The sequence below is a fragment of the Scytonema sp. UIC 10036 genome, from assembly GCF_009725235.1.
Genome location: NZ_WJFC01000051.1, coordinates 44696 through 69994, shown reverse-complemented (window position 1 = coordinate 69994; position 25299 = coordinate 44696). Strand labels below are relative to the sequence as shown.

27 protein-coding genes and 1 pseudogene are annotated in these 25299 nt (G+C 42.1%); 13 read left to right on the top strand and 15 right to left on the bottom strand.

Annotated elements, in window-relative coordinates; all coding sequences use genetic code 11:
* Positions 1–79 precede the first annotated feature (79 nt).
* Together F7734_RS23820 and F7734_RS23815 are read right to left on the bottom strand one after the other, a co-directional pair.
* Complete coding sequence (locus tag F7734_RS23820) at positions 80–1771, bottom strand: DUF262 domain-containing protein (protein WP_155746962.1); 1692 nt, start codon at positions 1769–1771, stop codon at positions 80–82.
* Between the two features lie 232 nt (positions 1772–2003).
* Entirely contained in the window at positions 2004–3239 is a 1236-nt protein-coding gene (locus tag F7734_RS23815) for an LL-diaminopimelate aminotransferase (protein ID WP_155746961.1), read from the bottom strand.
* Positions 3240–3424: 185 nt separating this feature from the next.
* On the opposite strand from F7734_RS23815, the gene F7734_RS23810 reads away from it, so the two are divergent.
* Positions 3425–3667, top strand: a complete 243-nt coding sequence (locus F7734_RS23810; RefSeq protein WP_155746960.1) for a CopG family transcriptional regulator — start codon at positions 3425–3427, stop codon at positions 3665–3667.
* Positions 3657–3935 (top strand): type II toxin-antitoxin system RelE/ParE family toxin, encoded by a 279-nt coding sequence (locus F7734_RS23805; RefSeq protein WP_155746959.1) that lies wholly within the window; start codon positions 3657–3659, stop codon positions 3933–3935. Before F7734_RS23810 ends, F7734_RS23805 begins: the two co-directional genes overlap by 11 nt.
* Before the next feature lie 268 nt (positions 3936–4203).
* Here the strand turns inward: F7734_RS23805 and F7734_RS23800 are convergent, their stop codons facing one another.
* The 4 genes from F7734_RS23800 to F7734_RS23785 all read right to left on the bottom strand — a co-directional run bounded on the left by F7734_RS23800 (position 4204) and on the right by F7734_RS23785 (position 9239).
* Positions 4204–6438, bottom strand: a complete 2235-nt coding sequence (locus F7734_RS23800; RefSeq protein ID WP_155746958.1) for a glycoside hydrolase — start codon at positions 6436–6438, stop codon at positions 4204–4206.
* A gap of 171 nt (positions 6439–6609) precedes the next feature.
* Positions 6610–6840 carry a NifU family protein gene (locus F7734_RS23795; protein ID WP_155746967.1) on the bottom strand — a complete coding sequence of 77 codons (231 nt, stop codon included), beginning with the start codon at positions 6838–6840 and terminating at the stop codon, positions 6610–6612.
* A 228-nt stretch (positions 6841–7068) separates the two neighbouring features.
* Positions 7069–8820: an ATP-binding protein gene (locus tag F7734_RS23790; protein ID WP_155746966.1), complete on the bottom strand. Its 1752-nt coding sequence runs from the start codon at positions 8818–8820 to the stop codon at positions 7069–7071.
* Positions 8821–9002: 182 nt separating this feature from the next.
* Positions 9003–9239: a hypothetical protein gene (locus F7734_RS23785; protein WP_155746957.1), complete on the bottom strand. Its 237-nt coding sequence runs from the start codon at positions 9237–9239 to the stop codon at positions 9003–9005.
* Between the two features lie 291 nt (positions 9240–9530).
* Between F7734_RS23785 and lepA the strand changes: the two genes are divergently transcribed.
* Together lepA and F7734_RS23775 are read left to right on the top strand one after the other, a co-directional pair.
* Complete coding sequence (gene lepA, locus F7734_RS23780) at positions 9531–11345, top strand: translation elongation factor 4 (protein ID WP_155746956.1); 1815 nt, start codon at positions 9531–9533, stop codon at positions 11343–11345.
* A 156-nt stretch (positions 11346–11501) separates the two neighbouring features.
* Positions 11502–11711, top strand: coding sequence for a hypothetical protein (locus F7734_RS23775; protein WP_155746955.1), 210 nt, complete (start codon positions 11502–11504; stop codon positions 11709–11711).
* 592 nt (positions 11712–12303) lie between these two features.
* Here the strand turns inward: F7734_RS23775 and F7734_RS23770 are convergent.
* Complete coding sequence (locus F7734_RS23770) at positions 12304–12678, bottom strand: hypothetical protein (protein ID WP_155746954.1); 375 nt, start codon at positions 12676–12678, stop codon at positions 12304–12306.
* A gap of 49 nt (positions 12679–12727) precedes the next feature.
* Positions 12728–12970 (bottom strand): annotated as a pseudogene (locus tag F7734_RS23765) (AMP-binding protein); the annotation flags it as partial.
* 481 nt (positions 12971–13451) lie between these two features.
* Between F7734_RS23765 and F7734_RS23760 the strand changes: the two are divergent.
* From F7734_RS23760 to F7734_RS23750, 3 genes are all read left to right on the top strand, one after another.
* A complete protein-coding gene (locus F7734_RS23760) occupies positions 13452–14075 on the top strand; it encodes a hypothetical protein (RefSeq protein WP_155746952.1) in 624 nt (207 codons plus the stop codon).
* A 90-nt stretch (positions 14076–14165) separates the two neighbouring features.
* Entirely contained in the window at positions 14166–14327 is a 162-nt protein-coding gene (locus F7734_RS23755; protein ID WP_155746951.1) for a hypothetical protein, read from the top strand.
* 63 nt (positions 14328–14390) lie between these two features.
* Positions 14391–14600, top strand: coding sequence for a hypothetical protein (locus F7734_RS23750; protein ID WP_155746950.1), 210 nt, complete (start codon positions 14391–14393; stop codon positions 14598–14600).
* On the opposite strand, the gene F7734_RS23745 is transcribed toward F7734_RS23750, so the two are convergent.
* Positions 14587–15066, bottom strand: a complete 480-nt coding sequence (locus F7734_RS23745; RefSeq protein ID WP_155746949.1) for a GNAT family N-acetyltransferase — start codon at positions 15064–15066, stop codon at positions 14587–14589. The two genes, F7734_RS23750 and F7734_RS23745, sit on opposite strands and share 14 nt — an antisense overlap.
* A gap of 114 nt (positions 15067–15180) precedes the next feature.
* Between F7734_RS23745 and F7734_RS23740 the strand changes: the two genes are divergently transcribed.
* Complete coding sequence (locus F7734_RS23740) at positions 15181–16152, top strand: alpha/beta hydrolase (RefSeq protein ID WP_155746948.1); 972 nt, start codon at positions 15181–15183, stop codon at positions 16150–16152.
* Positions 16153–16247: 95 nt separating this feature from the next.
* Here the strand turns inward: F7734_RS23740 and F7734_RS23735 are convergent, their stop codons facing one another.
* A complete protein-coding gene (locus F7734_RS23735; protein ID WP_155746947.1) occupies positions 16248–16484 on the bottom strand; it encodes a hypothetical protein in 237 nt (78 codons plus the stop codon).
* 132 nt (positions 16485–16616) lie between these two features.
* Entirely contained in the window at positions 16617–17096 is a 480-nt protein-coding gene (locus F7734_RS23730) for a hypothetical protein (protein ID WP_155746946.1), read from the bottom strand.
* A gap of 712 nt (positions 17097–17808) precedes the next feature.
* Here F7734_RS23730 and F7734_RS23725 point away from each other — a divergent pair.
* Positions 17809–19671, top strand: coding sequence for a DEAD/DEAH box helicase (locus tag F7734_RS23725; RefSeq protein ID WP_155746945.1), 1863 nt, complete (start codon positions 17809–17811; stop codon positions 19669–19671).
* A 242-nt stretch (positions 19672–19913) separates the two neighbouring features.
* On the opposite strand, the gene F7734_RS23720 is transcribed toward F7734_RS23725, so the two are convergent.
* The 3 genes from F7734_RS23720 to F7734_RS23710 all read right to left on the bottom strand — a co-directional run bounded on the left by F7734_RS23720 (position 19914) and on the right by F7734_RS23710 (position 20998).
* The gene (locus F7734_RS23720) at positions 19914–20216 is read right to left on the bottom strand and encodes a hypothetical protein (RefSeq protein WP_155746944.1); all 303 of its coding nucleotides are present in this window, start codon (positions 20214–20216) and stop codon (positions 19914–19916) included.
* Positions 20192–20536: a hypothetical protein gene (locus F7734_RS23715; RefSeq protein WP_243147041.1), complete on the bottom strand. Its 345-nt coding sequence runs from the start codon at positions 20534–20536 to the stop codon at positions 20192–20194. The genes F7734_RS23720 and F7734_RS23715 overlap by 25 nt, the downstream gene beginning before the upstream one ends.
* A 234-nt stretch (positions 20537–20770) precedes the next feature.
* A complete protein-coding gene (locus tag F7734_RS23710) occupies positions 20771–20998 on the bottom strand; it encodes a hypothetical protein (RefSeq protein WP_155746943.1) in 228 nt (75 codons plus the stop codon).
* 227 nt (positions 20999–21225) lie between these two features.
* On the opposite strand from F7734_RS23710, the gene F7734_RS23705 reads away from it, so the two are divergent.
* The 4 genes from F7734_RS23705 (at position 21226) to F7734_RS23690 (ending at position 24115) form a co-directional block, all read left to right on the top strand.
* Complete coding sequence (locus F7734_RS23705; protein ID WP_155746942.1) at positions 21226–21426, top strand: hypothetical protein; 201 nt, start codon at positions 21226–21228, stop codon at positions 21424–21426.
* Between the two features lie 15 nt (positions 21427–21441).
* A complete protein-coding gene (locus tag F7734_RS23700) occupies positions 21442–22248 on the top strand; it encodes an aldo/keto reductase (protein WP_166482106.1) in 807 nt (268 codons plus the stop codon).
* Between the two features lie 39 nt (positions 22249–22287).
* Positions 22288–22470, top strand: coding sequence for a hypothetical protein (locus tag F7734_RS23695; protein WP_155746941.1), 183 nt, complete (start codon positions 22288–22290; stop codon positions 22468–22470).
* A 130-nt stretch (positions 22471–22600) separates the two neighbouring features.
* On the top strand, positions 22601–24115 hold the full coding sequence (locus F7734_RS23690; protein WP_155746940.1) for a serine/threonine-protein kinase: 1515 nt from the start codon (positions 22601–22603) through the stop codon (positions 24113–24115).
* A 557-nt stretch (positions 24116–24672) separates the two neighbouring features.
* Here F7734_RS23690 and trxA read toward each other — a convergent pair.
* Positions 24673–24993 (bottom strand): thioredoxin, encoded by a 321-nt coding sequence (trxA, locus tag F7734_RS23685; RefSeq protein ID WP_155746939.1) that lies wholly within the window; start codon positions 24991–24993, stop codon positions 24673–24675.
* Positions 24994–25299: the final 306 nt, after the last annotated feature.

Sequence of the window (25299 nt, the reverse complement as noted above, 5' to 3'; positions counted from 1 at the left end):
GCTCTCGAAATACCTCAGCTTGACGAGCAAATTAACAATCCTGGTTTACTACCAACTTAATTTTGCTTCTACCATCAAGCTACCTGGGCCAAACGTGAATAGCTATTTCAGCTAGCTCCTCAGCACGACGTTGAATTTCAGATGCGTTCCAAGCGTTTACTTTCCTAAAATAATGATTTAAAACAAAACTACTCTTATCACTTAGATAATCCAATTTTTCAGCAAAAGGTTTATTGGATAACTCAGAATTATAAGCAGTAAGAGTTAAGTTTCCCAAAGTATGAAGGCATCGCTCATGTAACTGCTCTGCATTCGCGCCTAACATAGCCTTCCATTCATCAGTCAATGTTTGTGGCATGATATGTTCTACAGTGAGATTTTCAGGGTTAACTTGTTCTTTGGATAAATGTTCAGCAAGACTTTCTAAAATTAACTTCACTCGATCGTTCCGTCTATCAGTATACAATCGTTCTTCAATAATACTTCTTTTCAATGAACTATTATCAGGCCAAACTTGAGTTCGTTGCAAACTCAGTAATATCTGACGTAGAGTACCTACCAATTCTCCTGACCACTGCTCATGTATTTGACGATACAAGGCGATAAAAACTTTGTCTAATGCATTAGATGGCATACCACATAGTAATCGACGTACATAGTATGATTCTATGTAGCGTAATGCCTGTTCAAATGCTGATAAAGAAATATTTTTATTTATGTAATCATGATAGAGGTTAATGAGCAAAGGATAGCAGATCGTAAAATCTAACCGCTTAAATCGTTTAAACCATCTTGCCAATCTAGGTTCATTCTCTGTTTTGTAAAAGTGAATATGTGTGTAATATGTTGAAAATTTAATAAGGGTCTGAAGCTCATTTAAAGGTTGTAGCTTCTTTTTTTCAAAGACTTGTTTAAAGTTCTGATATATTTGGCTTCGCTTAACAGAGTTACCATCCTTACGCAAATATTGCCAACAGGCTAAAGTCATTTCATCAAGGTACTTATCTCCAGCTACTGCTTGAAACTTTTCTTGCAAGGGTAGCCAATATTGATAGTAGATTTCGTCATGTTTCTCTTCAGGCAACTTTAAGAAGAAATAATTACGGATTAAGTCTGCTTGAGTTAATGGCGCACCCTTGTAATTTAAACTTTCAAAAATAAGATATGGATTGTCATTATCATCATCATTTAAGGTAATACTAACAAGGGTTAGTTGTTCTAAAATAATTTTTTTTAATTTTGCAACATCAAAAGACGTACCTTCTTGTTCACCTTGTTCTCCTTTCTCCAATTTTTTACTAAAAAACTTATAAGCCTCATAGATTCGACCCCGCTTATCTATCGGCTTTTGTTGAACAAGTTGTTTATAAAATTCACGATCTGCCTGTGTGGGGACAACTTTATAAAGAGCATCCCCTTCTTTGAATTTATTAATTAAATAGCATTCTTGTAATTCTTCAGCTAATTTAGATTCTTCTTTTTTAAGATAATCTCTTAGAGCTATTAGTATCAGAGAAAGAGTTGTTAGCCTTTGTTGTCCATCAATAACAATATATGGAGATATTCCATCGGGCGTACCAGGAACGGCAAGCGTTACTATGGGGCCCAAGAAATGGTTCACTTCTGTCTCTTCATTATATAAACTAATTAAATCATCCCAAAGTGTTTCCCAATTCTGGGAATCCCATGAATAAGGTCTTTGATAAAGAGGAATTTTAAATTGTTTACCACCCTCTATAAGATTACGCAGGCTTGTTTCAGAAGCTTTCATATACTTTTTATCCTTTAAAAAAATCAATATTGAGGAATTACTAATTTCCAAATTACGTATAAAAACTTTTCTTGACAATAGTTATGTTTTCTTGCCAATCAATTACCTTACCTTTATAAAATAGCAAAACTAAGGTGGGCATTGCCCACCAAAATCTTTAGAAGCTGTAGATTGAGCCTATAGTAGGTAACACAATTTAATCATCAGAGTTAATACTGAATAACGGTCATCCCTACACCTTAAACTTCTCAGTAATTCGCTTCATTGCTTCCTCAACGTTCTCCCGACTGTTGAAAGCGGAAATGCGGAAGTAACCTTCGCCCGCTGCACCAAAACCAGAACCAGGTGTGCCTACAACGTTACAGGTGTGCAGCAATTTATCAAAGAAGTCCCAACTGGATAAACCATTGGGGGTTTTCACCCAAACGTAGGGCGCATTCACGCCACCGTAAACTGCTAACCCACCAGCTGTCAGTTTCTCGCGAATAATTCTGGCATTCTCCATGTAAAAACTGATGAGCTGCTTTGTTTGCGCCTGTCCTTCCTCTGAGTAAACTGCTTCGGCTCCACGTTGTACTATGTAAGAAACTCCATTAAACTTGGTGGATTGGCGGCGATTCCACAACTTCCACAGTTCTACATCGGAACCATCGCTGGCTTTTGCCTTGAGTGTTTTTGGTACAACAGTTAGCGCACAACGCGTTCCGGTGAAGCCTGCATTTTTGGAGAAGGAGCGAAATTCGATCGCACAGTCTCTTGCTCCTTCAATCTCATAAATGGAGTGGGGAATTTCTGGATCTGTAATGAAGGCTTCGTATGCTGCATCAAAGAAAATGATAGATCCATGTGCTTTAGCATAGTCCACCCATGCCTGAAGATGTTCTTTAGTAGCAGTTGCTCCTGTGGGGTTGTTGGGGAAGCAAAGGTAAATTAAATCAACTTTTTGGGAGGGAATTTCTGCAGTGAAATTGTTTTCAGCAGTAATTGGTAAATAAACTAAGCCTTCAAACTCACCCTTATCGTTGGCTGGACCAGTATGCCCTGCCATGACATTAGTATCTACATATACAGGATACACGGGGTCAGTCACTGCAATAACGTTGTCATTGCCCAAGATATCGAGAATGTTGCCGTTATCGCACTTAGAACCATCGGAGATAAAAATTTCACCAGCATCAACCTCGCATCCCCGTGCTTGGAAATCCTTAGCCGCAATTTTCTCCCGCAACCAAGCATAGCCTTGCTCTGGTCCGTAACCTCTAAAGGTAGAGCGATCGCCCATTTCTTCCACAGCTTTAATCATAGCTGTACGACAAGCTTCGGGCAAAGGTTCCGTCACATCACCAATGCCCAATCGAATCACCTTGGCATCAGGATTGGCTTCTGCAAAGGCATTAACCCGTCGTGCAATTTCAGGGAACAAGTAACCTGCTTTTAACTTGAGGTAGTTATCGTTAATGGTTGCCATAGTAGCTCGTGAAAAACGCCATAAATAAACAGCTTACTGCCAATTGTTATACACGACTACATGAACAAGTTATCGACAACAGAGGGTAAGCGCTTCTTTTCCAATACAATGCATTGCATTGCGTTGCAATGTATTGTATTGCATAATAATGTTATGAGTGTTATTTTGAGAACAAACAAATAGCTATGAGCAAAGAGAATGTTACATTTCGCCTTGATAGCAATAAAAGAGTCACGCTAGATGCGATCGCTGCAGGCATGGATCGAGATAGAAGCTATGTGATTAACGAAGCAATTAACTTGTATCTGGAGATTCACCATTGGCAAATAGAAGAAATTCACAAAGGTATTGCAGAAGCAGATGCAGGAGATTTTGCTAGTGAGGAGGAAGTACAAGCAGTGTTTGCAAGGTTAACTGATGCAAGTTAGATGGCTTAAGAAAGCACTGCTAAATTTAGAGCAGGCGTATCAATACATTTCTGTTGACAATCTTGACGCAGCAGTCAAAACCATTATGAAAATTCAGGCAGCAGTGAATCAACTAGCCTCTTTTCCTATCATGGGAAAGGTTGGTCGTGTTGCAGGAACAAGGGAGCTAGTTATTGGCAGCACTCCTTATTTTGTTGTATACCGAGTCAAGGGAGAAAGAGTAGAAATCTTGCGAATTTTACATGGCTCTAGAAAATATCCAGAGTAGGGCAACCGTCACTGACATCTCAGTTTTAACACTTTCTGACCTGTTTTTATAAGAAAAACAGTATATTTTTATTCTTTTTGTGGAGATTTCACTCAGTAATTACCGTTTGTGACAGTTAGGGTGCGGAAGGAGGGATTCAAGCTCAATTAACTGAATAAGGAAGGCGGAGCCTCCCTTGGAAGGCATTCCCAGGCAGAGCCTGGGAACGAGGAAACGAGGAATAGGGGGTACAGGGAACGAGAAATGGGGGAATGATGGTTGGTAATTTCTAAGGCACCTCAATAGGAATCAAAGCATTCTCTGGAAAGTAGGTGCAGTAACGCCCTTCATCTGCAAGAACTAAAACTAGGCGCAAAGTATAATCTGGCGGAATTTGCAAATCTGCCCAAGGAACTGCTATCTCTAAACAATTGTTTAAAGCAACTTGCGCTCGACTGAAGCGGGGATGCCATTGATAATGTTCTCCTGCTTCTCGAAAATAAGTTGATTGCGTGAGCATATCAATCCCTAAGTGGTGGTGGAACAGGTAGTTCACTGGTGCAATATCGGGAACTTCTGCTAGGGGAATAGGGCTGTTATTCATGGGTTGATCTGGATAAAACCACAGTAAATTCAATTCTGGTGGCAAATCTTGCCCTGGTTTCACACCTGTTTTAAAGTCTACCCGTAAATAAAAATTGAGGTGATCCACTCCATACCAAAGTCGCTGAAGGGGGCTGCTACTGTGCATCGTACCCCGCGCTCCGCCTATTTCGATACGTCCGGCTTTGTCCCAGTCTTGCTCGTCACCTTTACCGTCAATAACGGGATGGATAAAACTTTCCGGGCGGCGATCTGATACTGCTTCATGAATTTCTACTGGTTGGCGCAGATAAGAGGGTATGGGTTCATTTAAAGCTTTGTATATGCCATACAAATGCTCTCGAAACAAGCGATCGAAGATAGCATCGTGATTTGAGGAATGCCCTACACCAAACCACCAAAACCAATCAGAACCTTCTGCTGCATACAAAGCGGACCATGCTTCGGGATTGTTTTCTTCTGTTGCTTCTGGGTGACTAGCTAAGGTTATCCTGGCTTGTGTTAAGTAATCCCAAGCACGGTTTTTCGCAGGATCGCCAATCCAAGTTGTAAAGCTACCATCTACCCAAGAACCACTGTGCAATTTTTCTCCTGGAATAGTTGCTCTTGGGGGAAACTTTTCGATAAATTCTGAAACAGTAACAAGTTCTAAGTGTGGTTCGTCTGTAAAACTCTGGTACAGAGCTTCTAAGAAAGGTTTGCCATCTTCTGGATAAAATTCCCAACAATTTTCACCATCTAAAGCAATGGTAACTAACCAAGGTTGTTCCGGTTGTTTTTCTCTTTGCATCCGCGCAATGGCTTGTAAATGCCCTACCAAATCTGCGGCTGCTCGTTTGGGAGACATGGCACCATAGGTAAAGCCAATTAAATCTGATAATCTATGATCGCGAAACACGATCGCTAAATCCCCTACAGGAGTTTGCAAGCGATATGGTTGGTACAGCAATTCTGGTTCTTTGATGTTACCTGCTCCATCGCGATGGAAAAAGTGTTTTAGCGTCCATCCCAAAACCGCTTCATCTGAGCAAATCCACTTAAAACCTTGATTAATAATATACGGTAATATTTCCGGGCTAACTGACTGTTCTGAAGGCCACAAACCACGTGGTGTTTGTCCAAATCTGTCTGCGTATAAATCCCAGGCTTTTCGCAAATGCCGGGGAATATCTTCCGCCCACTGAAACCGATATTTTGGTAAGGTCATGTTAGGCACTGCTACGCGCCCGGAGTTGGTATCAGCTAGCAAGGGCAAGATAGGATGGGTATAGGGCGAGGTTGTGACTTCCAACTGCCCCGTCTCCTGCATCTTCCGGTGAGTAGGGACAATTCTCTTGAGTATTTCTCTCTGCTTGGAGTAAATCCGCTGGCGATCGCCAAGAGTAAAATTCTTACCTTGCTTTAACCAAGCTGCAATCTCCGGATCGTCCCAAAACAAAGGATCGATCCATGCCAAATTGTGCCAAGCTAACAAATCGCTGTAATCCTGCAATCCCCAATTAGAAAAGCACCAAGCCTGTCCTTTGTGCTGTCTAAGATTGTATAACTCAGCATAGCGAGGATGTGGATCGATCAAATTGTGGTGATTGGCATCAAAAAAGTGTTGTATAATAAATTCTCGTTGCGTGTCAGTGAGTTGTTCAACGGGTGTCAAACTCACTTCCAAATAGGGGTCAAAAGCAGTCCCAGCAATGTAATCTTCTAGTTGCAATATCAGAGATGGAACCAAATTCACCGTTTGGTGTAACTTGGGATAGCGTTCCAAAATCAAAATCAAATCCAAGTAGTCCTTAGTACCGTGCAAACGCACCCAAGGCAAACGATATTGTTGGGAGTTAGATCCCGAAACGCCACTATCAGGAGATTTATACAGCGGCTGGTGTTGATGCCAAATAAAAGCAACGTAGAGGGGATGAGACATAGGTAGTAATTAGGGATTGGGAATTGGGGATTGGGAATTGTTATTAGCGATATGGGGTTCTAAATCATTAGCCTACTACATAGAGTCACGACACATTTAAGTCAACCCATGCCTCGTCACAATAAACGACAAACCAATCATTCCTAGTCCCCAATCTCCAATCCCCAGTCGCTACAACACTTGTTCCACTTCTGCAATTTCTGGAATCATTTCCTTAAGGCGACGCTCAATACCCATTCTGAGAGTCATAGTAGAACTGGGGCAAGAACCACAAGCACCTTGTAACCGCAGTTTGACAATGGGACCATCCAGTTCTACAAGTTCCACGTTACCGCCATCAGATATGAGGTAGGGACGCATTTCATCTAAAACTGTTTCAACATTGTCAGGTGTGAGTGCCATAGTTTCCATAGTTTTAAACCTCGTAAGTTAAAAGTAGGGAGTTAGTTATTTGATTGTAAGGGTGCTACAAAGCGCTTACGACAAACCTACTCCTTATTTTTTATTTTTACTGCTGCTACTAAAACAATCCTACTAGATTTAATTAGGGGTTTACCGTTACCAACGCAATCCAAAATCCAAAATCCAAAATCCAAAATCCAAAATCCAAAATCCAAAATCCACGCATCCCTAATCTTGCGTATCGCCATCCGAGGTTGAAATTATAAGCGGTTGCTGATATAACGGGACTGTAAAGGTTACTGTTGAGCCAAGCCCTTCACCTAAGCTGTAAAAATTCACCTCACCGCCCATCGCCTCCACCAGCTTTTGAGATATCGCCAACCCCAAACCCGTACCACCATATTGACGGGTACGAGAGCCGTCTACTTGGCTGAATAAGTGGAACAGTTTGTCTTGTTTGTCTAAAGAAACTCCAATACCCGTATCTGCTACACGTACACGTACCATACCGGGTAACTGTCGGTCTTGGAAAGTGACTTTTTTGCGAACAACATCAGCGCTGACTGTTATACCCCCTTCATGGGTAAATTTAATGGCGTTCCCAATTAAATTTAACATCACCTGCTTTAAGCGCTGGTAATCGCCTTGGACAATAATTTCATCTGACGTGGCTGGCATTTGCATTCGGAAACTCAGATTTCTCCCCTCTGCTTGAGGGCGCATAAAATTTTCTACATCACTAAATAATTCATCTAGTGTCACCGAACGCAGCTCCAATTCCATTTTGCCTGCTTCGATTTTGGCAATATCTAAAATATCATTAATAATATCAAGCAAATATAATGATGATTTATGTGCTTCTTGTAGAAACTGCTTCTGTTCTTCGGGATCGTCTGCCATGCCCTCTAAAATCAGTTTTAAGAAGCCGATAATACCGTTGAGCGGGGTTCGCAATTCATGAGTGACATTGGCAAGGAAATCTCGAATACGGCGAGTCGCTTGTTCGGCTTCCTGACGTGCTGCTTCTAATTCTTTGTATAAAGTTGCGTGAGCGATCGCCGTTCCGAGTTGATCTGCGACATCTTTTGCCAAATCGAGGTCATCTGCTGCGAGGACACAACCTGAATCGCGAAGAGTTGCAGCAATTAACCCATTCGGCTGATCCTGGTAACACGTGGCAATCACCAACATTTTTTGCTGTTCTAGTTGAGGGTGTTGAGGCGACTCTACCACAATTGGTTCCAGAGTTGAAATTGCCCGAGCAAAGCCAGACTCAGAAGCAAAATCTATTTCCAAGCCCAGCATCGAGCTTCTGGTTGACTGGTGGTATTCTGCTGTTACCTGTACCTTAGTACTAGACGAGTGATACGGGCAGATAATACAACGTTCTAGTTGTAACGCTTTCCCCAAACTATCCACTGTTTGCTGCCAAATAATATCCAAGTCTAATGTCCGCCGGATATTTCTGGTGATTTGATTGATCAATTTTTGGTGGCGATGGGAACGCAAGACTGAATTTAGTACTACGGGTTTTTGAGGTGTCAAGTTTTCTGGTTGATTTGCTGTCACTTCTTGCAAGAGCCGTCCCATCACTAAAACAGTTGTTGGGGCACTTCCCACAGAAGACATTATTGGACTGACGATCAACTCCAACTCAAACAACTGCTCACCGTAGCTAAACCAGCATTGATATTTTTCCGGCACCAAAGTTGTCAAAATCCGCTGCAACTTTTCTAAATAGGCAGCTTCATCCTTTGGAGCAAAGACTTGCTTTGTACTGGCATCATCAAGTAACGTCTCCGCACTTAACCCAACTCTTTCGCTGTGTTGCCAGTAAAAAGTCAGGTAGCGTCCTGTTCTCTCTTGCGTGTACACCAACTCGGCTCCTAAATTTGCCCACAAGCCATTAGTGTTACTGGTAGTAGTTTCTGAATTTTGTGACAATGGATTTGACCGTTGTGAGTTAGCAGTAATACTCATGGCTCGAGTTGGATACATATCAAGGGCAACCCAATAAATCTTTGCTAGTCGCTGCATAAAGTTTGGCATAAATTTTTACAGCTTTAGCATAATTGAGATTTAGTTTTAGGTTGTTCTAAAGTTTAGCTCGTAAAATTTTACATTTTTTTAACCTTCCTAGGTATTTTTCATCTATCTTCACCTCAGTCATTCCACTCACCCCGAGGAGGTAAGGGTTTGCGTATCGGCGTGCGTGTGAGTTCATCATCTCTTGGCGTATCACCTCTCAACCATTGGCGAATTGCCACTTCAATAACTTTACTAGGATCGTTGGTTAAATGCTGAATTTGCTCCAGTAACTCAGAGTCCAGGCGAATTGCTATTTCTACCTTATCGGCTCCTCTGTGTTCCGTCTCGGCAGATTTCTCTTTCATATTCATAACAATGATGTACTCTCGATCTTTTGACTCAACTTGTAAACAGGCTCTCTTCAGACATTAGGGCGAATCGCGAGTACAACTCATCCCTTTTAGTCTGTAGATCGCACTTGTTGTTTATTGTACGCCTCTAATTGCTTAATACTTGTCATTTGATAAAAAGCTAATGGCTAATGGCTAATGGCTAATGGCTGATGGTCAGGTGGTTACTCCCCGTCGAAGCAAAGAAAGCATTACAATACGTTAAAGTATATTGCTCTTTTATTCCTTGTTGCCTCTAAAGCAAAGAAGTATATGACTGACGTTCCCGCATCTCGCATTCGCAATTTCTGTATTATTGCTCACATAGACCACGGGAAATCTACCCTCGCTGACCGCTTGTTACAAGTGACTGGTACTGTGGAGCAGCGAGAAATGAAAGAACAGTTTCTCGATAACATGGATCTTGAACGGGAGCGCGGCATTACCATTAAGCTGCAAGCTGCCCGTATGAATTATAAGGCAAAAGATGGTCAGACGTATGTCCTGAATCTTATTGATACTCCGGGACACGTAGACTTTTCCTATGAGGTATCCCGCTCTCTTGCAGCTTGCGAAGGCGCACTGCTTGTCGTGGATGCTTCTCAAGGTGTGGAAGCTCAAACCTTGGCAAATGTTTATTTGGCTCTAGAGCATAACCTGGAAATTATACCAGTGCTGAATAAAATTGATTTGCCAGGGGCAGAACCAGACCGAGTTATTAAGGAAATCGAAGAAATTATCGGTTTGGACTGTAGTGGTGCAATTTTGGCATCAGCTAAGGAAGGCATCGGCGTGCCGGAGATTTTAGAAGCAATTGTTGAGCGGATACCATCACCACAAAATACGGTAGATGAGCGTCTTAGAGCATTGATTTTTGATAGCTATTATGATAGCTACCGGGGGGTGATTGTTTATTTCCGGGTCATGGATGGTAGATTGAAGAAGGGCGATCGCATCTACCTCATGGCATCTGGCAAAGAATACGAAATTGATGAGGTAGGAGTACTTTCTCCCACCCAAAAGCAAGTGGATGAATTACACGCGGGAGAAGTGGGCTACTTATCTGCAGCCATCAAAGCAGTGGCAGATGCACGGGTGGGAGATACTATTACCCTCTCTGGTGCCAAAGCAACTGAACCGTTACCTGGCTATACAGAAGCCAACCCAATGGTGTTCTGTGGAATGTTCCCCATCGATGCTGACAAATTTGAAGATTTGCGCGAAGCATTGGACAAACTGAAACTCAATGACGCTGCATTGCATTTTGAACCCGAAACCTCAAGTGCGATGGGTTTTGGTTTCCGTTGCGGCTTCTTGGGTTTGTTGCACATGGAAATTGTCCAAGAACGCTTAGAACGAGAGTACGACTTGGATCTCATCATTACAGCTCCGTCAGTAGTGTATAAGGTGACAACCGTTAAAGGTGAGGAAATTTACGTAGATAACCCCAGCCATTTACCTTCACCTAACGAACGGGAAAAAATTGAGGAACCTTACGTTCAGGTAGATATGATTACGCCGGAAACTTACGTTGGTACTTTGATGGAGTTGGCACAAAATCGGCGTGGTGTGTTTAAGGATATGAAATACCTCACCCAAGGGCGTACTACATTGACATACGAACTACCTTTGGCAGAAGTTGTCACCGACTTTTTTGACCAAATGAAGTCTCGCTCTCGGGGTTATGCCAGCATGGAATATCAGTTGATTGGCTACCGAGAAAATCCCCTAGTCAGGTTGGATATTCTCATCAATGGCGATCCAGTTGATTCCTTGGCAATGATTGTTCACCGCGATAAAGCTTACGGTGTTGGGCGATCGATGGCGGAAAAACTGAAAGAACTCATTCCCCGCCATCAATTTAAAGTACCCATCCAAGCATCCATTGGCAGCAAGGTTATTGCCAGCGAACACATTCCAGCATTACGGAAAGACGTTCTTGCTAAGTGCTATGGCGGTGACATCAGCCGTAAGAAGAAACTCTTGCAGAAACAGGCAAAAGGTAAAAAGCGGATGAAGTCTGTGGGTACGGTAGATGTCCCGCAGGAAGCTTTTATGGCAGTTCTGCGTTTGGATCGGGAAAGTTAATTTCGGTTTTTGATTCTACCGTTCTCTTCTTCCCAGGCTCTACCTGGGAATCCTTATCCCTGGAGCTTTGAGTCACATCTTTTTTACACCTGCCATAATCAGATATACAATTATTGCAAACCAACTGGTTGGTTTACTAATTTGAGAGTGGAGGAAGTGGGCAGTATTATCGATGCCACAGGACACTATGCTCGACCAGATGTGCTACAACTGCTAATTCGTGATGATGCAGGTTGGCGGCGTGCTGGCTCTAGAGCAAAACTGACATTAGAGATGCGAGATGCACTGCTACGCTCGGCTGAGCATCATGATGTAGATGCGGAGAGAGTTTTGCAAGTAGCATCTGGTCAAAACGTTGAAACTTGAGCGCTGCTTACACGACATTGCGAGCATTAAGATATGACTTTAGTCATATACTCTACATGACTTTTATCTGTAGTTGAATGAGATTAAATTAGTTACTGTACAAATATCTAATAAACATTTAATTTTGTGCATTTGAAAGACTTGTCCCTAATTTTTTATCAATTATTAATTATGAAACTTTTATACCTTAGTACTGTATGTGTAATTACCGTAGCAATCGTTGCTCTTCGTTACTATCAAAGTCACACAAGTTCAATGTGCTTAAGCAGTGATAACACATCTTTGAATAGCGTATATTCAAAAAAATCGGCACATAATTTTTTAGTAGGGAGCGATCGCAGTTTTTATTAAAGACCGTAATTGATTTTACAGTGTTTTCTCAACTCCAGGACGATATGCCACTGCAAAAGTAAACAAAATCTTGAATTATTGCGTACTTTTGTAGTGGGATTAAGAAATTCCTTCCATCAGATTTTTGTTGAATTCACTGTATTTTTAAATATATTTTATGACTTTTTTCTGGAAAGAGATGTTATAAGCAAAGCTAATCAGTAAACGGGAGAGGCAATATGAAGCCTCGTGTCAATATGTGCTAATCGCGCATGCGAGCAACTGTATCATAAACTGATTTTTTAGCGAGCGTAAAAGTTTTCGGTCTACTGATATTATCTGCAACGACAATCGCCTTTGGAGCAAGCTTTTTATAAAAAGGCTTGAGATGATACAAAGGATTTTCTTTAGAGCGTACAGCATGAGTTAGTTCTACTTGCCAGTCTTTATAAGCAATATGCTTAATTGGATAGCCAAACGAGCAGATAAAATCAGCTAGTTGACTCCATGAATCAGGTTGAGGATTATTTAAGTGAAAAGCTTTTCCTATGGAATCTTTTTGCCGAGATAAATACACAATACTTTGACTGAGATAGTCCACCGGGGCTAAATCTAATCTGGAAGTGATGTCTGTCATGCTCCCCATTTGAATACAGCCTTTGATAGTACGACAGATCAAGTCATCTTTATACCAAGCACCTGTTTGACCGATCGGATGCTGTATAAGATGGGTTTACTGTGGTGATAACTCCGCCCAAAGTTGCCACGGCATGGAAGGCGATCGCATATTCGGGAAGATTCGGGCTGTAAATCCCCAAAACATCACCCTTGGAGAAGCCACGCGCCGCTAAGCTACAAGCAACTCGACTGATGGAGTCTGCTAGTTCTCCATAAGTTGCTACTCTGTCAGTCAGCCCTTCAATCAGGGCTGGTTTCTGGGCTAATTCTACTGCTCGCTATAATACAAATTCTGTTAGTAGCTGCTCGGGATAGAAATATCAGGATATGGACTGCGAAAGATCATCGAATTTGATTCTTGAGTCAATATATACTAAGCGACAATAGCAAGTGTTTCAGCCAAAGGCATAAGTTTCTGTTTTGAACTGATTGTTGGTAGAATACCACATATTGGTGGCATTGCTCACAACCACGATAAATTAATACTCTGAGCCATTAGGTCAACATAAGAGCCATTTGGTGAGCATATTAGCATGGGTAAACTTTTGTCAATACAGTTTTTTGCAATTGACTCTGCACGATCGGGCATTTAATCTAGCAAGAAAAAACCACGACGAACTCTGAGTTTCCACTTTATATTCTAAGCAATCGCTGCATATGTCAGGCAGCGCCAGAAATACTCACAAGTGTAACTCCTTTGACAATTTGTCATCCTAACTGAGGTAAATACTAATGAAAAAAGCTTTGATTGCTACATCCACTCTATTTGCTACTGTAGAAATTTTAACAGTGCTACATCTACCTGTCATGGCGATTGCCAAACCGACCATTCAAGTGAGTCAAGCGGTACAAACACCCCTTCCCCCTAACGCTACAATTCAATCCCCCACGCCAGCCCTTGGGTTTGGTTTAGCAGATGGTACGCCTGTCAAAGTTAAATTTAAGCAGACAATTTCCTCGAAAACGGCTAAAGAAAACGATCCGGTAGAGTTTGAAGTGTCTGAAAACGTTTTGGTGGGTAACGTAGTTGTCATTGCGAAAGGTGCTCTTGCAAAGGGTATAGTCACAAGAGCAAGACGCTCTGGAATGTTGGGTCGAAAAGGAAAGCTGAACATAGCGCTCAAAGAAGTTACTTTAGTCAGTGGCGAACGCATTTCTATTCGTGCAGAGCAAAAAAGCGGCGGTGGGACATCCGGAGGAGTCATTGCAACCGCCGTTTTGCTCAGTCCTGTAGCTTTATTATTTAAAGGTAAGAATAGAACTTATGAAGCTGGAACTGAGGTTCAAGCCTTTGTGGATGGTAACTTTGCGCTTGAGCGCAATAAGTTTAAAACAAACTTAAGGAGCGAAAATTAGTATTGACAGCCAGAAGTTGTTACCCCTATTGACTATCAACCCCGATGCATTGTTATTTAACCAGGTGAGAAATAGCGCGATCGCCCGTATATGCCCTACATCATTGCCAATGCTTTTAAAGGCAAGGGTGGTAATATCCCACAGGAGATGTACGGCAAGTCATATCTAACACCTCCACTTCTTGGAAAAAAGGCGATCCCATTGTCGAGTCAACAGGAGTGTATCGATTGGGTAACGGGAAATTGGTCATAAGTCGAGAGTGTCTTTAAACATATGTGCGGGAAACGGTTGCGATACAGTAGTTTAGCCGCGTGAGTGCCACTTCGCGATAAGAACGCTTGTGCGGCTTACGCGCTGGAACAATCGCATACGTGGTGGTTGCTGAAGTCCTTTTCCCCCAGAACTGCTACAAAAACACGCTTTGTTCTTGCTAGCTCGCCGATTTCACTCCTGAGCCAACTCGGATTCCACATTCGCGATCGCGAGCATTATTCCTCGCAAGCAATGCCTTTTAGAGCTTCTTGAAGTATCTGGCGACTGGAAACAAACTGAAACCCAGCTTTTCATAGGTACAACGTGCCGGAGAATGGCCAGGATCTCCTCCGGTCTCGACCATAGCAACGGACATTCCAGCAACTTTCATCCAATCAAGAGCGAATTCTACCAAAGCCGTGCCAATGCCTTGACGTTGATAATCTGGATCGACGGCAATCATGTAGATTTCTCCCATACTACTCTGTTCGTGGAGTTTCACGGCTACAAAGCCCACGGTTGAACTAGAGTCGATGGCAACCCACACCTTCATGTCACAGGACGTACAGACGGACTCAACAGCATGGAGTTGGCTTACACGCCAACCATCAGGATAGAATGAGCGGTACACGTCAATATCCATCGCTTTTTGAATCGAATCAAAGACCGGAGTCCATGCCCGAAGCGAAAGACTCTTGACGGCATCAAGGTGGCAGGGGTCGTATGGTTCAATTCGCATAGAGACATTATTTGCTTAAGGCGTATTACATAGATACTACCATTAAACTCTTGGTTTTTAGGTATTGAGATGAGATGCTAATTTTTAGCTAATAGATTCCAAAGGCAACAAATTATGAACACTACAAAAAAACATAACTTTCGTACTATTGAGACGAATGGAGTACGTTTGAAGGTGATGGTTGAGGGTGATGGGCCTTTGGTCATCTTGCTTCATGGTTGGCCACAGAGCTGGTATCTGTGGCGCAATCAGATCGATCCGCTTTTAGAAGCAGGCTTCCAAGTGGCGATTCCCAATCAAAGAGGATATGGCGATAGCGATGCTCCACAGGAAATCGAAGCTTATGACATACTCAATTTAACAGCGGATGTTGTAGGAATTGCTGACGCTCTTGGTCATGAAACTTTTACCGTTGTGGGGCATGATTGGGGTGCGCCAGTCGCTTGGAATACCGCACTGTTATATTATGAGCGAGTGACTGCTGTTGTCGGCATGAGTGTTCCTTATTTCCGTTACCCGACAGGAGCATTAACAAAGCAAGAGAATTTTGGTGATAATTTTTGGTACATGGTATATTTCCAAAAACCTGGAATTGCCGAAGCTGAATTTGAAAAAGATATCTGCCGTTCGCTACGTATGATTCATTATAATGTTAGCGGTTCTGCCCCTGAAGGAATTGTTCTCACTCCAAAACCCTCAACTTCTGGATTTTTAGATGGATTAATAGATACCGAAGAATTACCAAAAGGCATGACTCAAGAAGATCTAGATTATTATGTTGAGCAGTACAAGCACAGCGGTTTTCGTGGCAATCTCAACTGGTATCGTAACATTGACCGCAACATGGAAATTACACCCCAATTGGAGGGGAAAAAGATATCTCAACCCGCATTGTTCATTGCTGGTGAAAAAGATATCGTGTTGCAATTTCCCGGAGTCAGTCTTGACACAATGACCGAGTTGATTCCAAATTTGAAAGGACAAGTTATCGTCCCTGGTGCTGGTCATTGGGTTCCGGCTGAGTATCCCCAACAAGTCAATGAAGCATTGCTCTGTTTTCTCCAAGAATGCAAGTACCAACGGTAAACTTTGGCAATAAACTCCTCATTTTCATCCGGTCTGATGGCTGCAACGATGGCGCTTCTCACGGACTCTGGCACTTGAGTGCATTTTTATTGCGCTTACGCTATCGCTTCCACCGTCAGACGCTCACCATTTTCATCGCTGTGTAAAAGTATCTGTGCATTCCGAATCTTATGTACTGCGGCGATCGCTATTGTCGCTGCTGTTGCCAAAAACACAAAAGCTGCTATCAAATTTTTGTTAACAGCAACCAGCAAAAAAACTGCCAATACGACTAAGCTGACTACACCAGCGAGTAGGTAGTTGAAATCGCCACTGATGAGGCAAAGTACCACAGCTGCACCACTGACTGCTGAATAAAACCTGAAGTTGCTGACAGCTTCTACTGAATGTAGGATCGCATTAAGTTCTTACTCCTGCTTGGCGATCGTGAGATTATCCGGTCAGCAACGCAAGGAACTACAAAACTAGATAGGTGCTCCCTCCGGATACATCAGTTTCACTCTTTTCTTCCGTAGTTTAGCTTCTTCGATACAGATTTCTTCAATTTGTTCGACCACATCTTGAGAAACACCCAATTTAGCTGCCATTTTAGTTATAGTTGCCCTTTCTTGGTCACTATATTCTCCATCACTACTGCAAGCTTTAATCGCATCATAAACAAGATAACGTCGTGAACCAGTTGCCTCTGGAGCATCACCAATCGCCTTCTCGATATCTTCGTCGGCTTGATAAGATTTGATTTCCTCCACTAATGAGTCTGGTGCGCCAAAAGCATAAGCAAGCCCAATGACCCAGTCTCTTTCTTCTGGGGCTAATGTACCATCTCCATTGGCACAAATGAGAAGCGCCTTCAAATAACCGTTGTAAGCTTCAACACTTGGAAGTTTACTAAAGGTATATTTTTCTCTGAATAACCACAACAAACCCTCATTTTTAGTAGTCATGCTTACCCTTGATAAATAGATTAAGGAAGTTTTCAATGTCATTATCACATATCTAACTTTCCACATCCCGTGAAAAGTCAGCAGCGCCAATACGTCCATTGCACCCTAACAACCATCAATTTAGGGTGCGGTATAATCGGTTAGGGTTTAAAGGCACCCTGGAAGGTATACTCATTATTAAATGTAGGGCTAAAGTGATTAATTAATAACTTTTCTACTGTGCCTAGCTTAGAGGATGTTTTAAAAGTAGTTGGCTGTGATTTTTATCACATTATTACCCCCTTAATCCCCCTTAGAAAGGGGGAAACAAGAAAAATTCAGTTCCCTCCCCTTTCCAAGGGGAGGGTTAGGGTGGGTAAAAAGTATTTGATACATCAATCATGACTTTTAAAACATCCTCTAAAAACTATCAAAAAGATAAACTAAAAACCAAAATTTAAAGAGTTTGAACTCTTGAATTAAAAATTTATTAAGGAATTTTTTATTTTGAATTTGAGCGCGAGCGCACTACCCAACTAACTATTGCCGTAGGAAGTTTTGCCGATTATAGTGGCGACAAAGTGACGATCGTTGGTTGGGAAAGACATGGCAAGAAAGTGCAAATTGAATTTCCTAATGGCTCTATTAGGTGGGTGAAGCGCCACTGTCTCAAAGTTTGGAATAGTTGAGCCGATCGCCAGCCAATTTTCAAGTTTTCATTTATACTCAAACCATGTTCAGTTTACGAGACTACCAGCAAGATTTAGTTGCCCAAACGTTTGCTGCCTGGGACCAAGGCACGAGAAAAGTGCTGTTGCAACTCTCAACAGGTGGAGGCAAGACAGTCATCTTTGCTGCGATCGCCCATGAATTTACCAGCAGTGGGTTGGGCGTGTTGGTTGTCGCCCATAGAGAAGAACTGATTCTCCAAGCCGCAGACAAATTAGCTCAAACGACTAACATAGAGCCAGGAATCATTAAAGCGGGATATAAACCCAGTGACTCTCTCATCCAAGTCGCCAGCATCCAAACATTGGCAAGACGCAAAAACTACAGCGATGCAAAGCTTGTGATTGTGGATGAAGCCCACCATGCCTCAGCCGCCAGTTACCGCAACTTACTGGATGCTTATCCCTATGCTTTGATTTTAGGTGTGACTGCTACCCCCAGGCGCGAGGATGGTTATGGATTGCGAGACATCTTCGATCGCTTAATCTGTTCTATCTCAACCAAAGAACTCATTGCTGAAGGTTATCTCACCGAGTACAAACTCATTGCTGGCTTTAAATATTCCAAACACAAAGTTCCGCAAAAACGGGACTTTACCAAAAAAGAATTAGAAGAAGTGGCTTCTGACTACAAACCAGAGGAAGTCTTAAAACAGTGGCAGAATTTTTGTAATGGCAGAAAAACAATGATTTTTGCTGTTAATGTGGTGCATTCAAAGGCCATTACAGCGATGTTTGTTAGAGCCAATATCCCTTGCGAACATATTGATGGGGAAACTCCGCAGAGCGAGCGGGCCGATATTTTAGAAAGATTTCGGACTGGCCAAACCCAAATTATCAGTAACTGTGCCATTTTAACAGAAGGTTTTGATTGCCCGGATTCCCAAGCTGTAGTCATTGCCCGCCCAACAACGAGCGTTACTCTGTGGCTGCAGATGATTGGTAGGGTATTGCGTCCGTCACCTGGTAAAGAATATGCCATCATCTTGGATATGACGGATAACTGGTATCGGCTGGGTCGTCCGTGCGATCCGCGCAACTGGAGTCTCGATCCTGTTTCATGCGACCCAGATGCCCAAGGTGTCAGGTGTTGTCCTCACTGCCACCATGTTTTCAAGCCCATGCCCGCTCTCATTCGTTCTCAACAATACTTTAATTCTCAACTGGCAGAATTCGTCACCGTCTACGAAGTAGATTGTGCCAACTGCGGTAAATCTTTTAAATGGGTATTGTCAGAATTAAACTTAATGAATGGGCAGAAGATGCCAACTATTGTCTCTCCTCAAGATATTGAATTTTTAGAAGTTCCACCCACAATTCGCCCCAGTTTGTTCGGTCCGATTATTAAAGCCAAAAAACGCAAATTTAAAAACAACCAGCAACAAACTGATTTTTATCTTAAAACTGTCATAAATTTTCTCTTAAATTGCCCTGAAATCACTTTAGAAGAGCTACGATATGCAGCGAATTTATTGAACTGCCAACTGTGGATCGTCGGTCACAGTATAAATCATTTAACCCACACTTTACGGGCAGCTGAATCTTGGGAAGAAGTCATCAAAATTATGTCCGCTCGTCCCCAAGATATCAAGCAATTGATTTGGAAAAAGTTATCACTTGAAGAGCAAAACCGATTCAACCAGATGAAGCAGCGCTACAAACAACAACAACAAGAACTACAAGAATGGTTGTCTGAAGACAATTTAGTCACCATGGCAAGTGACTTGGAAGCTTGCGAAAATCTAGAGATGTTTGCCAGTCTTTGGCAGATCTATAACAAACAAGCTCTTCAAGTCGCACTTGAGCGCTTGCATGCGAGTTCTCGGCACCAAATTTTAGCGTGGATACAAGAGTTAAATAACAGTTAAGATGCTTTATGCTCCTCGCTCTTTCAATGAACGACCAACAGGTAACAGATTTACTTAAAGGCACGGGAGATGCAGCAATCCCCGATTTCAAACGTCATTTTAAAAGAACTTTGTTTATTAAATGCCTTAAGGTTATAGATTCCTGTTTCCCAGTTGCCATACCTAGAATTGGCTGTCAGTTTATTTTTGTAAAAAGGGGTTACTCATTTCTGTCTAATTCTATTAACGGTTGATTGAGTCTTTCATGGTTCTTCATTTGTTGAATAGACAGTTTTAAATGGTGTAAATTTTATTGGTTTGGCAGTAGTCCCCTGATTATCTAAATTGAGTTCTCGACAAATGATTTGATAAATATCTGTAGGAAATCCACCATGAAAATACCATTCTCTACCTTCTTCTTCCATTTTCACAATACCTGAGATGTTTGGATACTTATAACCTAGTTGATGTTTTACAATATATGCTGAGAGTTGCTTACTATATGTAAAATTTAAAGGACGCATTTCTGCTAATAGTTGCTCTAGCTCCTCATGGCATTTTCCCATTTGATGTTGTTGGGATGATTGGAGCCACCCTTTCTGTGGGGGTTGACGTGACTGGCGTGCTTGTCAGATATATAGTTTTCGGCGTTACTAGCTGCAGATTTGCCATCTACACCTGCCCGCGCTGAAGGGGGAATTTTCTCCAACATTTGTTGGGCTTGTGTTCTTGTTCTGATTGATTCGCCGGGACGAATACCACCTTTATATAATCTACGTGCCGCAGTTAAAGGTAAATCTTGTAAATTGGCGTGATGAATTTTGGTTGTTGCCGCAGCATTGACGGCAGAATTGACGGCAGAATTAGGATGAGAATCAAGAGACATAAGTAATTATTTTGTTCTCTATTATTAAGCAAAAATACGTAAGTATAACTACAAGCATGATGTTTGAAAAGTATTATTGCTAACATTAAAATCTTAGAAACCTAACCCCCCACTCCCTTGTAGGGAATGGGGGTTTTTAGTAGAGTTTGCCACTTTCCAAACAACCTCGGTTCTTGCGTAATTAGCGTGCTAAATTCTTGGAAAAATAAGCTTGAAACCTTTACGCGGCTTTTATTACCAATTATCATCCCAAGCAGCCAAAACTTCTTGCCACTCCTCATCCGTTTCGGGCGATTTCCCTTTGATAAGCCCTATAAACCGGGTTAACTTCTTTGCTTTTTGTGCGTCTTCACCAAAAACCTCTACCAAATCGCGCTCGAAATTGGGATTGTAACCTTTGGCCACAAGAGTAGCGTATTCGGTATCAGTCATGTTCAAGTCGTAGATGGGTTTCTTTGTCATAAAGCAAGTGTTCGCGTCTGAGAGTGCAGATGCTTCTATTCTGGCTTACTACAGCAAATTTCAACCTGGTGAGGTACAAAAATTACCCCCCTCTGTCCCCCCTTACCAAGGGGATGAAAGGGGGGTGTACCTCATGAGATTGAGAAAGGCTATAGCAAGGGTTTGATTAAGCTGTAGTAGAAACATATTCTTGTTGTGAACTTTGTTGTGAATCGCCCAACTTTCCTTTGAGAACTGCCACAAAAACACGCTTTGTTCTTGCTAGAGAGCCAATTTCACCCCTGCATCAGTCAACTCGGATTCCACAAGTGCGATCGCGCCTGCTTTATGAGTTTTCAAGCACAGCTTTGTTAGATGATGCTTTGGGTACAGTAACAACACTAAATTTCGCTACGGAACCAGTTCTATTATTGTATATAGTGGAATAAAAGGTACAGTTGACAGTGCAGCTGACAACATATTCGGGACAAAAAGCAAGCATTCTCGGTTTAGCAGCACAGCAGCAGATGGAAGCTGAAACTGTTGCAGTAGCCTTTGAGGCTCTTATCAATTACTTCTTTTTTTACAATCTCGATTGTGAAAACTTTTTGAGTGAACTAAAACTCCTTGCAGCAACAAAGCGCGAACAAGTCTTAGTCGCAACAGGAAGTGAAAACCGAGAGATTAGCTCTTTAGATCGTTATCTCAACTCAGTGCGCCATCGCCTTGATGTTGACGCGGTGGATGTATTTTTTGTGGAATATGTCTCTCCTGATGATGACATGAACCAAGTTCGAGCGATACTTGATGAATTGCGATCGCAGAAAGAAAAAGGACTGATTCGTTACGTAGGAATCACCACCCACAACCGACTTATTGCCATAGAGACAATCGCACGCGGTGAATGTGATGTACTCATGCATCGCTACAATATGGCACATCGCAAAGTGGAAGAAGATGTTTTACCAAGCGCTCAAAAAGCTAGCATTCCTTTGGTGGCATTCACTTGCACCCGTTGGGGATCGCTACTAAATGGTCATCCTCACTGGCATTCTAAGCCACCCACAGCAGCAGATTGTTACCGTTATGTGCTCAGCCACCCGGCAGTTCATCTCGCACTCACTGCCCCAAAAACCAGACAGCAATTAGCTCAAAACTTATCCGTCCTCCATGCGTCCCCACTCTCCCCACAAGAAATAGTTCATTGGCAGGAATACGGAGATTTGATTTACGGTACCGGACAAGATGCATTTGATACACAATGGGTTTGAGAGGTGCAACGGTTCGAGGTGCGATAAGCTGAGGAATGCTTGCACCGAATTGATGAGATGGAGGTGTTGGCGGATGGCTCTCGCTTCTCTCACATCAAAACTTGTAAAGTGGAACTTATTATTAAACCTTTAGCCGCGATCGCCCCTGTCGTAACCAAAGGTTTACGTCATCGCATTTCTTGGTCAATCCCCGTTTTAGTTAAATTGCATCAAAAATGCTAATTATACAATTATAAATACGGTATAGGCATTTGGATCTGAGAATTCATAAAATGAGTGTATGAATTTCATCCATAAAGTACAGCGAGCTTCCAGTCACTTTTATTACAAATAGTTGCGTTCTTTACACTATATGAGTTATTGCCTCAATCCCAATTGTCCTAAGCCAACTGCAAACCATCCTAATAACAAGTTTTGTACGACCTGTGGCTCTAAACTTTTGTTGGCAGAACGGTATCGGGCAATCAAACTTCTCGGGCAAGGGGGATTTGGTAGAACTTTCTTAGCTATCGATGAATACAAACCATCGCAGCGCCATTGCGTCGTTAAGCAATTGTTACCGCAAGCGCAAGGGACTAATACCCTCAATAAGGCATCTGAGTTATTTAAACTCGAAGCAGAACGCTTGGATGAATTAGGTCACAACCATCCTCAAATTCCAGAATTGTTAGCCTATTTCACTCAAGAAAGCCAACAATATTTGGTACAAGAGTTTATTGATGGACAGAACTTAGTAGAGGAAGTGACAAACAACGGTGCTTATAGCGAAAAACAAGTCATTGCCCTCCTACGCAACTTGCTGCCTGTTTTGCAATTCGTGCATAGTAAACAGGTAATTCACCGCGACATCAAACCAGAAAATATTATTCGTCGTCGAGATGGAGAGCTAGTTTTAGTAGATTTTGGAGCCTCAAAAACTGCTACCCGAACAGCTTTGACAGTGACAGGAACGGCGATCGGGACGGCAGGATATACAGCTCCAGAACAAGCATTAGGGAAAGCAACAGTAAGTAGCGACATTTACAGTCTTGGCGTCACTTGCTTATATCTATTGACTAAGGTTGAACCATTCGAGTTATTTGATGTCATAGAAGGGGAATGGGTGTGGAGAGATTACCTAAGTACTCAACTCAGCAGCAATTTAGGACAAGTTTTAGACAAAATGATTTCTAGTGCAGTGAAACGTCGCTATCAATCAGCAACTGAACTACTGCAAGCGTTAAATTTTGAAGAACCTCAAAAGCAGGTAAAGGTACCAGTGCCAACGAGGAATCAAATCAAATGCCCCTTCTGTAGTTACACCTTTGACGGTACCAGCTTATCTGGAGAAATTGCTTGTTATAGATGCTATAAGCACTTTTACGCTCCTCAAAAGCAGGTAAAGGTGCCATTGTCAACGAGCAATCAAACTCCCGATAATTTGAGTTCTCAAAAGGGGATATACTACACTAAACTCCGAGATTTTCTAAAAGCAGGACAGTGGAAAGAAGCAGATAAAGAAACTTTCGCTGTCATGCTGACTGTAGCGGGTAGAAAAAAAGATGGTTGGCTAGATAATCAGTCTATCGAAAACTTTCCCTGCACAGATCTCCATACTATTGACCAACTCTGGATCACCTACAGTAATGGGCGCTTTGGCTTTAGCGTGCAAAAGTGTATCTGGGAAAGAGTTCGTAAAAACTACCACAACTTTGGCGAAGTGGTCAAATGGACAAAGGGAAGTAAATGGATAGCTTACTCCGAGGTAACTTTCGACGCTACAGCACCACGGGGACATCTCCCCTGGTTTGTAATTGTGAAGGGAGGCTGGGTTGGTTCGGAGGTGATCTCTTCTCTCGCTTCAAGATTTATACAATGCAAGATATGAGCCTAAAGATTTGCGTTTAATTTGAGGATTGTGAATCACAAGCTTTTTCCACCCACCATCTAAAAACCGTACTTTCTTGGTTAGAAGAATTATTGGCAGTAGATACGTACAAAGTTTGCCCCAACGCATTTTCAAATTTAAACAGGCAAAGACCCAATCCCGTACCAGCGCAGTCTTGAATTTCTGTAGTCGGGATAACATACTGGGAGCGGGAAAATCTATTGAGTATGCTGATAAACTTGGTTGTAGACTGCTTTGCATGGTTCTTCCGTACTTAGTGGGCTAATTTCATCTAAAACTTTTTTGACAGCTTTGTGTAGTCAGCTTTTTAAGCATTATCTAAGCTAGATCGATCCATAAAGCACTTAATCACCGCATTGAAATCCCATACAATCAGGTTCAGATACGAAGCTTATTGATAATTTAGCCCACTAAGTACGGAAGAACCGAGGCAACGTGCCTTTCCCGATACAACTCGCTCTGAACAAGGTTTTTAGCCTAGCATGGCGGCTCAGATCGCGTTCGCCACTTTCTCACCAAGTTGGTCTATACTCGCATCAAAGCAACTTTGTTAGAGCTTTTGTGAATGTTTCGTAAGGGGTTACCCCAACAATGGTTTCCATGAGAGTTCCATTTTTGTAAATCATGACTGTGGGGATACTGCGAATGCCTAATCTTTTGGCAAGGCTTTGGTTCTGGTCAAGGTCTACCTTAACTACTTTTGCACGGTCTTCATATTCTTCAGCCAATTTATCTATTAGAGGAGCAATCATCTTACAAGGTCCGCACCAAGTGGCTGTAAAGTCAAACACAACTGGGGAGTCGCCCTTTAAAAGGGAATCAAATTCTGATTCAGTAATGTATTCAACTGTTTTCATAGATGCTCCTTTTTATTGATGCTTTCATATTGTTTGTAGTTCATAAAAGTTAGTATATAGTACACTCTGTCTCTCTAAATCAGATCCGATATCTTATCGCTCATCACTTTTTGTAAATTTTGACGATTATCATCATAATGAAAGTGAGCGATAAGCCAACTGAACGATAAGCCAGCGATTCTTCATCGCTAGTTATGTATTACAGTCTCCGCCTTGCTACTCTTGACGAGTTTGAGTTCTGTTGGCGATCGCACATCTTGATGAAGAGACAATTTTTTTGCCTCTTGGTTCTAAAGTAGGAGTTAC